Raw genomic sequence first — 14,461 nt, forward strand, 5'->3', positions numbered from 1 at the left:
AAGCTAATTCAAAACTAAAAGATTGCAGTGTTTTTGACATCCGCGGACATTCACACTGGAGAAACGATGAAGATAAAAGCTCCAGTATGGGAGGATGCTTAATGTCCGATATGCCGATATCCCCAAAACAGGCCCTTCTCCCGGGAGCCAATAATCCGCCGTCTGAAACGAGTTCCCGAACAGGCCGGTCTGACCGGTCCCTGCTGGCGGCCCTTGCGCCCTTCCGGGTTCAGAACTCTGTCCGCAGCAGCATCGAAATAGCGGTCACCGTAATCCCCTTCATCGCCTTGTGGGGGCTGACTGCGATCTTGGTCGTTCATGGCTACTGGGTCGGGTTGATGTTGACGGTTCCGGCAGCAGCTTTTCTGGTCCGTCTTTTCATTCTTCAGCATGATTGCGGGCACGGCAATCTGTTTGCACACCGTAGCCACAACGACTGGACCGGCCGCATTATCGGCGTTCTGACATTTACACCCTACGACTACTGGCGGCGGACGCATGCCATTCATCATGCAACCGCGGGCAACCTGGACCGGCGCGGTGTCGGCGACGTTGATACCTTGACTGTGCGAGAATACAGGTCACGCTCACGCTGGCGTCGCTTGCGCTACTGGCTTTACCGTCATCCACTGGTGATGTTCGGCCTCGGACCTGCCTGGCTCTTTGTCGCCCAATACCGCCTGCCCTATGGTCTGATGCGCGAAGGAATTTCTCCCTGGATATCGACCCTCTCCACAAGTCTCGGCATCGCGATCCCGTTCGCTTTCATGATCTGGCTTGTCGGAACAGGTCCGTTTTTGCTGGTTCAAATCCCCATTACACTGATGGCCGCCAGCGCGGGCGTCTGGCTATTCTACGTTCAGCATCAGTTCGAAGGCACCCATTGGTCAAAAGAGGGCGACTGGAATTTTCAGACTGCAGCCCTTTCGGGAAGCTCACATTACGACCTCCCGCCTTTGCTGCGATGGTTCACAGGAAATATCGGAATTCACCACGTTCATCATCTCTCGCCCAAGATTCCGTTTTATCGGCTTCCGGCAGTGCTGCAGACACATCCGGAGTTACGGAATGTCGGGCGCCTTACCCTGAGCCAGAGCCTTGGATGCGTGAAGCTGGTTCTTTGGGACGAGGAGGCCGGTCGCCTTGTTTCCTTCCGAAATGAGAGACAAACCAGATGGAAAAACCAGGGGAATGCCTTCTCCTAGAGCGCATCCGTTTATCGATGAATCGAATGTGAAGTGACATGTCGTTTGATGTCTGATTCAAGCTTTCCATCACTGGAGGGCGATTTGATGGGTCGGGCACTGAGTTGCGATCTTCGGGATCGGGTATTGCAAGCATCTCGGGAAGGAGCCTCCGCGCGGCAGGCTGCGGCAAGATTTGGTGTGAGCGCTTCGAGTGCGATCCGCTGGATCGCGCGCGCTGGACAGGGCGAGACGGAGCCCCGCAAGCCGGGACGCAAGAACGCGTCCCGTCTTGATCCGCACGACGGGTTCATCGTTGGCCTGATCGAGGACAAGAAGGACATCACGCTGGACGAGATGGTCGCCTGCCTTGCCGAAGACCGTGGCCTGAAGATCGGTAGAAGCATGTTGAGCAGTTGGCTGCGCTCGCGCGGGTTCACATACAAAAAAAGACCGCACACGCATTGGAGCAGGAACGCCCTGGCCTGATGATGCGGCGTCAGGCCTGGTTCGACGGCCAACTTGATCTTGATCCGGCCAGGCTCGTCTTCATTGACGAGACCGGCCTGAATACGAAGATGGCACGGCTGCGTGGGCGATCTGTGAAGGGAGAACGTTGCCGAGCGGGAGTGCCCCACAGCCACTGGAAAACGACGACCTTCACCGATGCCTTGCGCCTGACCGGCATGACGGCACCGATGGTCCTCGACGGTGCCATGAACGGTTTGGCTTTCCTGGCCTATGTCGAGCAGGCCCTTGTGCCAACGCTGTCACGCGGCGACATCGTCGTGATGGACAACCTCCCGGCTCACAAGGCTGCCGGGGTCCGGGAAGCCATTGAAAACGCCGGCGCCGAGCTGCGCTATCTGCCGCCCTACAGTCCCGACTTCAACCCGATCGAAATGGCGTTTTCGAAACTCAAGGCGCTGTTGCGCGCCAGGGCCGAGCGTACGGTCGACGCCTTGTGGAACTCCGTTGGCGACCTCTGCGCTCACTTCAAACCACAGGAATGCGCAAACTACTTCGCTGCCGCCGGATATGAACCAACATAAAACGGATACGCTCTAGAAGCCGCGGAAGCCGGTTCTGAAATTTCGTCCGGCTCAAGACCGAACATCTACCGGTGAACGGCTCAGCGTGTGAACTGGATCTGCTTGTGAGCGCGCCTGCCGGATCAACTGAATTGCACCTTCTATATCCGGGGAGACTGTTCTCTAAAGAGAATAGCCCGGCTCGTAGGGCTCGATGCTGGTCTTCACCTCAACATCCATTCCATAAAAGACCGCTCCGGGACGCGGGTCGTAGGTTCCGCTGATGGGAATTGCCTGGCGGGGCGTCCGGGTGACGGCAACCCGGATAAGGTCCGGGCTGCCGATGATACGATTGGTGGGATCGAACTCCACCCAGCCTTCGCCGGGCAGATACACCTCCGCCCATGCGTGGGTCGCCCCGCCGCCGGAGTGCATTTGCCCGTCTTCCAGGACATCGTTCAGATACCCCGTGACAAAGCGGGCTGCGAAACCTGAACGGCGGGCCGCTTCCATAAACAGGAATGCAAAATCACGGCAACTGCCCGTCCCTTTCTTAAGCGTTGTAGCAGCACTCTGCGTGCCGCTCCGCTCCCGGCGGATATAGGTCAGCCTGTCGTTGACCGTCTCGGACAACAGGCGCAAGAAGGCAAGAACCTCGTCCGGGGCAGAACTGATCTCAGCTGCCAGCCACGCGTCGAGTACCGGGCATTCTTCCGGGTTTTCCAGCGATATGAACGGCGCAAGATCGATAAGATCCTCCTTTGGATAAGCGAAGGGATAAGCGCTTTTGCCCCGGTCGGGCAAAGCGAGGAAATCGTCGTGGGAGAACCGCCGGATCAATAGCTCACTTCGAAACTCGAGCACGTCCGAGGCCACGGAAAACTCTGCGGTTGCGACCGAATTGCCGAAGGTGTCGAAGTGCCAGCGCAGCCGGGGTTCGGGGAAGATGGCGATCGCCGACGAGAGAAGTCGCAGGTCGTGACCGTCTCTCGGGCGCAGCAACAGCCGATGAACCCCAAACTTTACCGGCTGGCTGTAGTGATATCGTGTAGTGTGGAGGATGCGAATAGCGGTTGTCATCGGAACCTTGTCGCCACCGCATGCCGTTGTTGGTTATTCCTGGCTCGGAAAGCGCTGCAGCCTGGACCTTAATTCACCCGCGCACAAGGAAGATCGACATGCTCATCCGAATAGGATTTGAGATTACCGTCACGTGCCCCGCGCCTGTCCCGATGCTTCTGGCCTTGAGTGTTCACAACGATTTTGCCGGCAGAATGATCGGCTCTGATCGCGTAAGGAATATCGACGTTCCCGATATCCGGGAATACATCGACGGCTATGGCAATCGCATTACCCGCCTGACTGCGCCTGCGGGTGTCTCCACATTCTGGTCCGACTGCATCGTGGAGGTGGACGGCCAGCCGGATGAAGTTCACCTTGCCGCATCCCAAATCGCCCTGCAGGATCTGCCCAACGAAACGCTGACCTATCTATTCGCAAGCCGCTATTGCGATTCCGATCTTATGGGGGATTTCGCCTGGAAGACATTCGGGCAAACGAAAGAGGGATGGCCAAGGGTTCAGGCGATCTGCGATTTCGTTCACAGCCATGTTGCCTTCGGATACAGCTTCGGCCGGCCGGACAAAACAGCCACGAACGTGCTGAAGGAAAAGACCGGCGTTTGCCGGGACTTTGCGCAACTGGCGGTAAGCTTGTGCCGGGCAATGGGCATACCGGCCCGCTATGCCAGCGGGTATCTGGGGGACATCGGCGTCGCCGACACAGGCTTCGACGACTTCTGCGCCTGGTTCGAAGTCTTTCTGGATGGCAGGTGGTACACATTCGACGCCCGCTACAATGTGCCAAGGGCCGGACGTGTTCTGATGGTCAGGGGACACGATGCCGCTGATGTTGCGATGATGACGTCCTTCGGCGCCAATGAACTTACCGGCTTTCGTGTCTGGAGCCTGGAACTGGCGGACAATGAAGACGAAGTAACTTTGCTGCAATCCCTTGAGACGAGACCGCATCCCCGGCAGCGCGGAATGGGAAGTCAGCCGGCAGTGACCGCATGGCAAACCGGCACCTGACCGGTGTTAAAGACGAGGTGTGCCGTTCCTCCGGAGGACAAGGAGCATCTGAAACGCGCGAGTTATCTGGAATGCAAGGATGTTTCTTTGCCTTCCGCCTTGTTGCGGACATTGTTCGCGTCTATAAGTGAGGCATCGATCTTGCTTGATGAACTTTGTGTCTGCGCACACGGCGCCCTTACGATCTTCCCTTTCAACATCGACGTACTCCCCAAAGCGCGCATGCCGTGAGCATGGGCGTATTCTCATGTTCGATTGAAAGGAAATCGATATGATCACTGGAACCGTGAAATTCTTCAATTCCACCAAGGGCTTCGGCTTTATTCAGCCTGAAGACGGCGCGTCGGACGTGTTTGTCCACATCACTGCCGTCGAGCGCGCCGGTATCCGCACGCTCGTCGAAGGCCAAAAAGTCGGCTTTGAAATCGTCAAGGACAGCCGCTCCGGCAAATCCTCCGCAGACAATCTGCAGGAAGTCTAACGTGCATCCCGGTCCTTGACCACGGATGTACTGGCACGGACCGTTGGGAAGATTGAAGAGGCCGGGACCATTCCCGGCCTTTTACGTACCGGTGACCGACAAGGATTGGCTTTCATGTCCTCCTCATCCAAGCGCAGCAAGCTCGGTTAGACGAAGCGCGAATCCGCAGAATCCAAGGCTGAGACAACCAAGCGGATTTCGCAGGAGATCCAGCGCGCCGAAGCCGAACGCCGGCAGACCAGGACAGAAAAACTCCGTTCGGCCCGGCTTGCCATGCAGGCAATCAAGACGGCCATTGAAGCGGCCGCCCCCAAAGCAGGCGGGGCAAAAAAGCGCAGGCGAGCAAAGACCTGATAACCTTTGTCAACGTGGGGAGCGGCTCAAATGCCCGCTATCCGCCCTCTGTAGACCTTCGCTAATGCCCAAACGATCGGTAGCTTTTTAGATTGGGAGGAAATCCTGCGAACGTCTGAAATGGGGCCGCAAAGCGGTCATTTAAACTAGGTGTTGCAACGACCCAATTTCGTCCAGCCATTTCCAGCCAACTAAGCCCGACGCTGCCCTGTGGACTGCCGTGGATGTTTCACTGACTCCATATTGAATCGACGTTGCATGAACGGCCTGATGTTGCTCACATTCACAATGATTCTCGCAGCAACAATGGCCTCAGGCGCGATCTCATACTCTGCTGAGGACTTGGCATCGATCGCACGTGCGCTTCGAGTTGATCTGGCTGAGATTCTGTCCCACCGGGATCGTTTTGATGAGGCTCTTTTCTGGAGTGGCCTTGGCCGGGCGCGTCCGAACCTTGTCCCGAGCGCAGACCTGACCACCCGCGTGTCAAAACTACAGAACGGTCTTAAACGCTTCCTGTGCCAGGCCTATGTGCTTGCCCGACGAGACGGCGAAGAGCTCCCGGAAGATATCGACCCGGCCAAGCTCTCCACACCGATCCCTTCCCGCTACCGCGCGATGGCCTCTACGGTATTCAAGCGCCTCGGCGTTGATCCTGCAGATGTAATTGACGGGATCGAGGACCGGTCTCTGTCGAACGCCCTCACCGACCCGACTGACCGTGATGAGCAGCCCCTGACCGCGCTTCTGGTCTCCCTGGCCGCGTTTGACGAGGACAGGGCGGGCGCGATCCATGCCGCCCAGAACCTGTCCCAACGCTGCACCCGGTCCATCAAAGCTCTGACCAGAATTCGCGGGCTGACAGTACAGCCCGGCCACCACGGCGATGGGCAGATCAACAGCTGGCTGGACGATATGCTCGGTCTGTATGAGGAACTCACCGGCAAACCCGTCGGCATGTCGGTGGGAGCACCGGGCACTGACCGCGCCGGCGAGGTCTCGGGGCGACTGATCGATTTCCTGATCGCTGCCGGCAAACCGGTGGGCCTGGATTTTTCACCGGAGGCCTGGCGCAGCCGGGTACGCACTGCCCAAAGAAGCGTCCCAAGAAGCGCCCAACAAAAACAAAGTTGATTTGGCCATTTAGCGCTGCCAGCCACGCCCTCGTATTTTTCCGGCATGGCGGCAAGGCATTCAGACAAATCTCAGAAGAACAGGGCGGACCTCAAGGCATTGGTCCGACTGCTGGCGATTGCTGAAGCCCGCCGCCAGTTCAGCTCTTCGACGTCAACCACCTCCCACGACCTGCCCGATCTGCTCTCCCCTTCAGATGGGGACGGCAACTGATGCCCGTCCGGACGCACTACAGCGCGTGCGAGATCGCCGCCGCCCTCGGCAAGACCGAGCGCACGGTACGCCGCTGGATCGCCGAAGGCAGCCTGCCCTCGGTCAAGATCGGCGGCTCCCGGCTGGTCTCAGTAGCGGAGTTCAACAGGCTCCTCGGCGTCGAAGACTGGACCCTGCCCGATCCTGGGCAGCATGCAAAAGCGCACAAGTAAAACACCCAACAATCAAGGACTTGGAACCAATTCGGGAATACTCACGCCAAGTAATCGTTCCATCTATTTTGGTATAGAGTTCCCGAATGTCACGATTTTACACCTCATGTCACAAAGGGACAAAACAATGCAGAACACCAGTCAAGCAACCTTCAAACCGGTCGATGTCGTGACGCTCGCAAGCGCAGTGGAGAGAGTGAAGGACATGCCGATCAGTGACATGCTCAAGCGTGACCGTATCTCTGCCGTCAATCGGATTGCCGAACTCTCTGATTTCTCTCTCCACAAGCCCATCGCTGGTCTGGAGGAACTGCGAACCGCATTCTGGTCGATCCGTCCGCTGGCGAACGGCATGACGGCCAAGACACTGTCCAACCTGCGCAGCCTGTTTCGGACGAGCCTGGAAGAAGTCGGCCTGCTGGACCCGGAATACCGGGGAGCAGCCATCAGTCATCCGGAATGGGGACCACTCGTCAGACACGGCAAGATGGACAAGCGGCTCACCGATGGCATGGCGAGCTTTGCCAATTGGTGTGCGTCAACCGGGAGAGCTCCTGCGGACGTCAATGACGAAGCGGTCCAACTCTTCCACACCTGGCTGACGACGAGAACCTTGAAGCAAAAGCCGAAGGACATCGCCCGGCGGGTTCCGCGGCTCTGGAACGAGGCATGCGAACGGACCGAGGCATGGCCTTCGATCAGGCTTTCTCCGATTTCCTTCAAGGCCCGGAGCTTGCACCTGCCGATCGATGCCTTTCCGGTCTCCTTTCAAAGACAGGTCGAAGCCTATCTGGAAGGACGTCGCGTGCCGGATCCATTCGATCTCAGTGACAAGGCGCCGAAGAAAGCGCTCAAGGCCTCCACCTTGCGTCAACAAAGGGAACACATCCGCCTGGCGGCTTCTGTCCTTGTTCAAACCGGAACGCCCGTCGAGGCAATCTTGTCGCTCGCCGATCTCGTCAATCAGGACGCAATGAAGAAGGTCCTGAGGCACTATCACGACAAGGCAGAGGGCAGACCCAACGCCTTTGCTGTCAGCCTCTCAAAAACCCTGCTTCAGGTCGCCAGATACCACCTTGATGCGGCTCCGGAAGGGCTCGCCACCTTACGCAAGATGGCAAGCCGGCTGCCGGCACCGGCCCATGATCTCACCGACAAGAACAAGGCCATGCTGCGCGCCTTCGACGGGGAGGCGATGCGGGCCCGATTGCTGCATCTGCCCGAACAGCTCCTGGGAGAGGTCAAGCGTGCCTTGAGCGACGACCGGGTTCCTTTCGTAAAGGCACAGGTGGCAATCGCACTGGATATTCTGCTTGTGGCTCCCCTTCGCCCACAGAACCTGATTGCGATGGATAGCCGCGCCCATCTCAGCGACCTCTCTGGGCCGCGCGGACCAATGCGCCTGCGGATTCCCGCAGCGGAGACCAAAACCGGCCAGAGGGATCTGATCCACGAGATCCCGACAGACGTCGCAATGCGTCTTCGCTGGTACAGGCAGATGATCCTGCCAAGACTTGGCGCAGACCCGATGGGGCCCCTGTTTGTCAATCGAAGCGGCGGGCGCAAAACCCAGCCGACGCTCAGCGTGCAAATAACCGGCGTGCTTTCGGAGCGTCTGGATATCTATATGACGCCGCACCAGTTCAGGCACTTTTCGGCAGCCCTTTACCTGGACGACCGACCGGAGGATTTCGAGACGGTCCGCCAACTCCTGGCCCATTCATGGTCAAAGACCACCCAGATTTATGCGGGGCTTTCGACGCGTCGTGCAAGCAAGGCGTTTTCCAGCCTGGTCGTCAGCAAACGCGACGCGCTGAAGACCAGGCAACAACGCGGCAAACGGTAAGGAGCGCGGTCAGATGAAGCACCTACCGATCGGGCAATGGCCAGTCGAAGACCTCAAGGTCTTTGAACGCGCGTTCGAACCCGGAGACATTTTCGATGAGGATCTCGGCGCAGGCTCACACCTCAGCGAAGGCAGCCGGCGCAAGATCACGTTTTCCTACCGCAGATGGCTCGGGTTTCTCAAGGAACACGACCCGGCCGCTTTGACGGCACCATTTGCGGAACGAGTGACCCTGGATCGGGTGCGCGCCTATGTCAATGACCTCGCTCCTACCAACCGGCCGACCTCCATTGCCATCCAGGTCGAGGGACTGTTTCAGGCGATCCGTCTGATGGATCCCTCTTGCAACAGGAGTTGGCTTCAACAGATCGGTTACAGGGTCGCCGCAAACGGCAGGCCGCTCGATCGGTTCGACAGACTGGCACCGCCCTGGCGGGTTCTGGATCTCGGGTTAGATCTAATGGACACGGCCGATGAGCTTCAGGGCAGAACTCACAAGGCGCTGGAGATCCAGTTTCGCGACGGTCTTCTGATCGCCATCTTGAGCCTCTGCCCGCTGCGGCGCAGAAGCCTGGCGGCCTTGAGCGTCTCGGGACATTTCCTCAAGACCGCGGACGAATACACGCTCCTGCTCCCGGCCGAGGACACCAAGGCACATCGGTCAGAGGACATCACCTTGCCCGGCCTTCTGACGCCCTATATCGAACGTTACATCTCCGAGATCCGGCCCAAACTCCTGAGAGCCGATCCCCACGACATGTTCTGGGTGTCCTGGCGCGGACGCCCCCTCTGTGATGCCCAGATCTACGACAAGTTTCGATACCTGACCGGCAAGGCGTTCGGCAAGGGCATGGCGCTCCACGACATGCGCAGGTCAGCGGCAACCCACCTTGCCATCGACTGCCCCGACAAGGTTGGCCTCATTCCCGCTGTTCTACAGCACAAAAAAATGGAAACGTCCGAAGCACATTACAATCTGGCGAACTCAGCCCGAGCCAGTTCCAGTTACGTTTCCCTGATCAAATCGAAGCGCAAGACAAGACGCGTAAAGGAGACCTCGTGATGCGTGTTGCCATTTACGCCCGCTATTCGTCGGATCTGCAATCGGAAGCCTCGATCGAGGACCAGGTCGAGGTCTGCAAACGTCTGGCAAAGGCACAGGGCTGGCAGGTGGTCGATGTCTATTCGGACCGGGCAACCAGCGGGGCGAGTACCCTCAACCGCTCCGGCTACCGGCAGCTGGAACAGCGTCTGTCAAACAAGTCATTCGACATCGTTCTTTGCGAAGGGCTGGACCGTCTCGCAAGGCGGCTGAGTGATGTCTCCGCGCTTTACGACCAGTTGGCCTTCAACGGGATCAGGCTGCACACGGTGCAGGCCGGAGAGATCACCCAGCTCCATATCGGTTTGCTTGGTACGATGAGCGAACTCTTTCTCTCGGACCTGAAGACCAAGACCAAGCGCGGGCAACTTGGCAAGGCCCTCCAGGGCAAGATCCCGGGCGGTAAGGCCTATGGATATGACATGAGCACGGATGCCGGCGAACGAACAATCAATCCACGCGAAGCCGACATTGTCCGCCGGATCTTCGCAGACTATGCATCCGGCATCAGTCCACGCAGCCTGGCAAGAGCGTTGAACACCGAAGCCGTTCCCGGCCCAGATGGCCGGCCATGGCGCGACACGACGATCCGCGGCCAGGTGGATCGTGGAACCGGTCTTCTCAACAATGCACTTTATGTCGGGCGCCTTGAATGGAACAGGTGCTCCTACGTCAAGGATCCTGTGACCGGCAAACGTGTTGCCCGCGTCAATCCCAAAGACAAATGGGAAGTGGTTGAAGTGCCCCACCTTCAGATCGTCGACAACGACCTCTGGCAGAACGTCAAGGAGCGGCAGGCATCAAACCGGACCCTCATGGCCCGCGACGAGACCGGCAATGCACTCAACCGGGTTCACCGGAAGAAGTTTCTGTTTTCAGGTCTGCTGACCTGCGGCTGCTGTCAGGGCGCCTATACGATCATGGGCAAGGACCGCTACGGCTGCTCAAATCGCAACCGGGGCAAGGCCACCTGCTCAAATGGAAAGACCATCAAGCGTCAGTCGCTGGAAGCAAGAGTCCTCAAGGGCCTGAAGTCCAATCTGGTGTCTCCCGAACTCATCAGCGTGTTCGTCGAAGAGTACGCCAAAGAGATCAATCGCCTGAATGCCACCAGCCGAACAGAGCTGGCAGCTCTTGAAGCCAACCTCGCTGCAACCGAGTCCAAAATCAATTCGATCATCAAGGCAATTGAAGACGGGCTCTATTCTCCGTCGATGAAGACACGACTTCAGGAACTGGAACATCAACATCAGGAACTTGTCGCAAAGATTGAAGCCAGAGCTCAATCAGCTCCCCCGTTCACACCCCATCCCAACCTGCATGAAGCCTATCTGCGTCAGGTTCAGCGGCTCGAGGATGCGCTGAACGAACCAACGATCCAGGCGGACGCGATCGATCTGATCCAGTCTCTTGTCACAAGGATCGTATTGGAACCTGATCCAACCGGCGACCAGCTGTCGGTGACCATTCATGGTGACCTGGCGCAGATCCTGTCGGTGTGTGGGGAAGCGGGAGGCACAAACAAAAACAGCCCTGACTTTTTCAAGTCAGGGCTGATGTCGGTGGTTGCGGGAGCAGGATTTGAACCTGCGACCTTCAGGTTATGAGCCTGACGAGCTACCGGGCTGCTCCATCCCGCGTTGAGGTCGGAGGGGAGTTGAAGAGGTAAATTGCGATTGGCAGGCCTGGCGGCGACCTACTCTCCCACACCTTAAGATGCAGTACCATTGGCGCTGGGGAGTTTCACGGCCGAGTTCGGGATGGGATCGGGTGGGGGCTCCCCGCTAGGGCCACCAGGCCGGCGAAGCGCAATTTGCGTGAACTGGTCTATATATTTTTTTGATTTACTAGATCTGCCTTGCAAGGGAACGTTTGTTCCGAAGCGAAGCTGAGGCAAGCGCGACTGCGCGCCGGCCACGTTTGGCCGCCCCCGCGGAGCGCAGCCCTTTAGGGCGAACGCGCGTGAGCGAACCAGATGATCTTTTCAAAGCGCCGTGAGGCGCTTTTAAAAGATGAACATTGACTAATGAGAGGATCAAGCCGAACGAGCTATTAGTAAAGCTAAGCTTCATGCGTTGCCGCACTTCCACACGCTTCCTATCGACGTGGTGGTCTTCCACGGCTCTTCAGGGAGAACTGGTTTTGAGGTGGGTTTCCCGCTTAGATGCTTTCAGCGGTTATCCCGTCCGTACATAGCTACCCTGCAATGCGGCTGGCGCCACAACAGGTCCACCAGAGGTACGTCCATCCCGGTCCTCTCGTACTAGGGACAGATCCTCTCAATTCTCCTACACCCACGGCAGATAGGGACCGAACTGTCTCGCGACGTTCTGAACCCAACTCACGTACCACTTTAATTGGCGAACAGCCAAACCCTTGGGACCTGCTCCAGCCCCAGGATGTGATGAGTCGACATCGAGGTGCCAAACAATGCCGTCGATATGGACTCTTGGGCATCATCAGCCTGTTATCCCCGGCGTACCTTTTATCCGTTGAGCGATGGCCCTTCCACGAGGGACCACCGGATCACTATGGCCGTCTTTCGACTCTGCTCGACTTGTCAGTCTCGCAGTCAGGCAGGCTTATGCCATTGCACTCAACGAGCGATTTCCGACCGCTCTGAGCCCACCTTCGCGCGCCTCCGTTACCATTTGGGAGGCGACCGCCCCAGTCAAACTACCCGCCACACACGGTCCCGGATATTGTTGTACCGCGGTTAGATATCCATAACGACAAGGGTGGTATTTCAAGGGTGACTCCACAAGAGCTGGCGCTCCTGCTTCAACGTCTACCACCTATCCTACACATGTCGTCACGAATACCAGTGTGAAGCTGTAGTAAAGGTGCACGGGGTCTTTCCGTCTGACCGCAGGAACCCCGCATCTTCACGGGGAATTCAATTTCACTGAGTCTATGCTGGAGACAGCGGGGAAGTCGTTACGCCATTCGTGCAGGTCGGAACTTACCCGACAAGGAATTTCGCTACCTTAGGACCGTTATAGTTACGGCCGCCGTTTACTGGGGCTTCAATTCGGAGCTTGCACACCTCCTCTTAACCTTCCAGCACCGGGCAGGCGTCAGACCCTATACGTCGCCTTACGGCTTCGCAGAGCCCTGTGTTTTTGATAAACAGTCGCCACCCCCTGGTCTGTGCCACCCCTTCATGGTTGCCCACAAAGAGGTCTCCCTTCTCGCGAACTTACGGGAGCATTTTGCCGAGTTCCTTCAGCATAGTTCTCTCAAGCGCCTTGGTATGCTCTACCAGTCCACCTGTGTCGGTTTCGGGTACGGTTTGTACGGTGGAGCTATTTCCTGGAACACCTTCGCAGCCTCCCCAATCCAATAAGGGAAGACTACACACAGCATCCGTCACTACCACCAAGCTGCAGAATATTAACTGCATTCCCATCGACTACGCCTTTCGGCCTCGCCTTAGGGGCCGGCTAACCCTGCGCCGATTAGCGTTGCGCAGGAACCCTTGGACTTTCGGCGAGCGGGTCTCTCACCCGCTTTATCGTTACTCATGTCAGCATTCGCACTTCTGATATCTCCAGGACCCCTCACGGATATCCCTTCGCAGACCTACAGAACGCTCCGCTACCGCGCATCATAAGATGCACCCGCAGTTTCGGTGTATGGCTTGAGCCCCGGTACATTTTCGGCGCGGAACCCCTTATTTAGACCAGTGAGCTGTTACGCTTTCTTTAAATGATGGCTGCTTCTAAGCCAACATCCTGGTTGTTTTGGGAGTTCTACATCCTTTCCCACTTAGCCATAACTTAGGGACCTTAACTGGCGGTCAGGGTTGTTTCCCTCTTCACAATGGACGTTAGCACCCACTGTGTGTCTGCCGGATAGTACTTCTCGGTATTCGGAGTTTGGTTAGGATCAGTAAGGCGGTAAGCCCCCATAGCCCATCCAGTGCTCTACCCCCGAGAGTATTCATCCGACGCTCTACCTAAATAGATTTCGCGGAGAACCAGCTATTTCCGAGTTTGATTGGCCTTTCACCCCTAGCCACAGCTCATCCCCGACTTTTTCAACAGGCGTGGGTTCGGTCCTCCAGTGCGTGTTACCGCACCTTCAACCTGGCCATGGCTAGATCACTCGGTTTCGGGTCTAATCCAACGAACTAAAACGCCCTATTCAGACTCGCTTTCGCTGCGCCTACACCTACCGGCTTAAGCTTGCTCGTTAAATTAAGTCGCTGACCCATTATACAAAAGGTACGCTGTCAGGCCTAAAGCCCTCCAACTGTTTGTAGGCATCCGGTTTCAGGAACTGTTTCACTCCCCTCGTCGGGGTACTTTTCACCTTTCCCTCACGGTACTTGTTCGCTATCGGTCGACAAGGAGTACTTAGGCTTGGAGGGTGGTCCCCCCACGTTCAGACAGGATTTCACGTGTCCCGCCCTACTCGAGGACTTGCATAATTTCTACCCGTACGGGGCTATCACCCACTAATGCCCGACTTTCCAGACGGTTCCGGTTCTTAAATGCAAGCCACTGGCCTGGTCCGCGTTCGCTCGCCACTACTAGCGGAGTCTCGGTTGATGTCCTTTCCTCCGGGTACTTAGATGTTTCAGTTCCCCGGGTTTGCTCCCTTGCGGGTACTCCATGCGGAGTGGGTTGCCCCATTCGGAAATCGCCGGATCAAAGCTTATTCGCAGCTCCCCGACGCTTATCGCAGCGTATCACGTCCTTCATCGCCTCTTGTCGCCAAGGCATCCACCGAATGCCCTTAAGACACTTGATCACTCTCATTATCAATGTTCATCTTTTTCGCGCCAAAGGCGCAAAAAGATGATCCCTTGT

General features: G+C 57.3%; 10 protein-coding genes, 1 tRNA gene, 2 rRNA genes and 1 pseudogene. 9 read left to right on the forward strand and 5 right to left on the reverse strand.

Annotation, left to right across the window (positions count from 1 at the left end):
• The first annotated feature begins 101 nt into the window (after window positions 1–101).
• Both ACX3M4_RS17275 and ACX3M4_RS17280 read left to right on the forward strand, forming a co-directional pair.
• The gene (locus ACX3M4_RS17275) at window positions 102–1,205 is read left to right on the forward strand and encodes a fatty acid desaturase (RefSeq protein WP_459354239.1); all 1,104 of its coding nucleotides are present in this window, start codon (window positions 102–104) and stop codon (window positions 1,203–1,205) included.
• A gap of 87 nt (window positions 1,206–1,292) precedes the next feature.
• Window positions 1,293–2,236 (forward strand): IS630 family transposase gene (locus ACX3M4_RS17280; RefSeq protein WP_459354240.1). Its coding sequence is split into 2 segments (ribosomal slippage): window positions 1,293–1,629 and window positions 1,629–2,236, totalling 945 coding nucleotides; the frame shifts between segments, so codons are not numbered across the junction.
• 162 nt (window positions 2,237–2,398) lie between these two features.
• Here the strand turns inward: ACX3M4_RS17280 and ACX3M4_RS17285 are convergent.
• Entirely contained in the window at window positions 2,399–3,295 is an 897-nt protein-coding gene (locus ACX3M4_RS17285; RefSeq protein ID WP_459354241.1) for a transglutaminase family protein, read from the reverse strand.
• Between the two features lie 98 nt (window positions 3,296–3,393).
• Here ACX3M4_RS17285 and ACX3M4_RS17290 point away from each other — a divergent pair, with 98 nt between their 5' ends.
• The 7 genes and pseudogenes from ACX3M4_RS17290 to ACX3M4_RS17320 form a co-directional block, all read left to right on the forward strand.
• Window positions 3,394–4,305, forward strand: coding sequence for a transglutaminase-like domain-containing protein (locus tag ACX3M4_RS17290; protein ID WP_459354242.1), 912 nt, complete (start codon window positions 3,394–3,396; stop codon window positions 4,303–4,305).
• A gap of 271 nt (window positions 4,306–4,576) precedes the next feature.
• Complete coding sequence (locus ACX3M4_RS17295; RefSeq protein WP_459354243.1) at window positions 4,577–4,786, forward strand: cold-shock protein; 210 nt, start codon at window positions 4,577–4,579, stop codon at window positions 4,784–4,786.
• Window positions 4,787–5,398: 612 nt separating this feature from the next.
• Window positions 5,399–6,274 carry a hypothetical protein gene (locus tag ACX3M4_RS17300; protein WP_459354244.1) on the forward strand — a complete coding sequence of 292 codons (876 nt, stop codon included), beginning with the start codon at window positions 5,399–5,401 and terminating at the stop codon, window positions 6,272–6,274.
• Between the two features lie 212 nt (window positions 6,275–6,486).
• Window positions 6,487–6,699: a helix-turn-helix domain-containing protein gene (locus tag ACX3M4_RS17305; RefSeq protein ID WP_459354245.1), complete on the forward strand. Its 213-nt coding sequence runs from the start codon at window positions 6,487–6,489 to the stop codon at window positions 6,697–6,699.
• A 127-nt stretch (window positions 6,700–6,826) separates the two neighbouring features.
• Window positions 6,827–8,545 carry a tyrosine-type recombinase/integrase gene (locus ACX3M4_RS17310; protein WP_459354246.1) on the forward strand — a complete coding sequence of 573 codons (1,719 nt, stop codon included), beginning with the start codon at window positions 6,827–6,829 and terminating at the stop codon, window positions 8,543–8,545.
• Between the two features lie 13 nt (window positions 8,546–8,558).
• Complete coding sequence (locus tag ACX3M4_RS17315) at window positions 8,559–9,608, forward strand: tyrosine-type recombinase/integrase (RefSeq protein ID WP_459354247.1); 1,050 nt, start codon at window positions 8,559–8,561, stop codon at window positions 9,606–9,608.
• Window positions 9,608–10,618: pseudogene (locus tag ACX3M4_RS17320) on the forward strand (recombinase family protein); the annotation flags it as partial. The gene ACX3M4_RS17315 and the pseudogene ACX3M4_RS17320, both read left to right, overlap by 1 nt.
• Window positions 10,619–10,621: 3 nt before the next feature.
• Here ACX3M4_RS17320 and ACX3M4_RS17325 read toward each other — a convergent pair.
• The 4 genes from ACX3M4_RS17325 to ACX3M4_RS17340 all read right to left on the reverse strand — a co-directional run bounded on the left by ACX3M4_RS17325 (window position 10,622) and on the right by ACX3M4_RS17340 (window position 14,402).
• Entirely contained in the window at window positions 10,622–10,933 is a 312-nt protein-coding gene (locus ACX3M4_RS17325) for a hypothetical protein (protein WP_459354248.1), read from the reverse strand.
• A 277-nt stretch (window positions 10,934–11,210) separates the two neighbouring features.
• Window positions 11,211–11,287 (reverse strand) — tRNA-Met (locus ACX3M4_RS17330).
• Between the two features lie 43 nt (window positions 11,288–11,330).
• Window positions 11,331–11,445 (reverse strand): 5S ribosomal RNA (gene rrf, locus ACX3M4_RS17335).
• A 233-nt stretch (window positions 11,446–11,678) separates the two neighbouring features.
• Window positions 11,679–14,402 (reverse strand): 23S ribosomal RNA (locus ACX3M4_RS17340).
• Window positions 14,403–14,461: the final 59 nt, after the last annotated feature.

It is taken from the genome of Roseibium sp. M-1, from assembly GCF_054515675.1.

Excerpts from the sequence above, each read along its gene's own strand:
- ACX3M4_RS17275 (WP_459354239.1), top strand. The coding sequence starts at position 102 with ATGTCCGATATGCCGATATCCCCAAAACAGGCCCTTCTCCCGGGAGCC.
- ACX3M4_RS17285 (WP_459354241.1), bottom strand. The coding sequence starts at position 3,295 with ATGACAACCGCTATTCGCATCCTCCACACTACACGATATCACTACAGC.
- ACX3M4_RS17290 (WP_459354242.1), top strand. The coding sequence starts at position 3,394 with ATGCTCATCCGAATAGGATTTGAGATTACCGTCACGTGCCCCGCGCCT.
- ACX3M4_RS17295 (WP_459354243.1), top strand. The coding sequence starts at position 4,577 with ATGATCACTGGAACCGTGAAATTCTTCAATTCCACCAAGGGCTTCGGC.
- ACX3M4_RS17300 (WP_459354244.1), top strand. The coding sequence starts at position 5,399 with ATGAACGGCCTGATGTTGCTCACATTCACAATGATTCTCGCAGCAACA.
- ACX3M4_RS17305 (WP_459354245.1), top strand. The coding sequence starts at position 6,487 with ATGCCCGTCCGGACGCACTACAGCGCGTGCGAGATCGCCGCCGCCCTC.
- ACX3M4_RS17310 (WP_459354246.1), top strand. The coding sequence starts at position 6,827 with ATGCAGAACACCAGTCAAGCAACCTTCAAACCGGTCGATGTCGTGACG.
- ACX3M4_RS17315 (WP_459354247.1), top strand. The coding sequence starts at position 8,559 with ATGAAGCACCTACCGATCGGGCAATGGCCAGTCGAAGACCTCAAGGTC.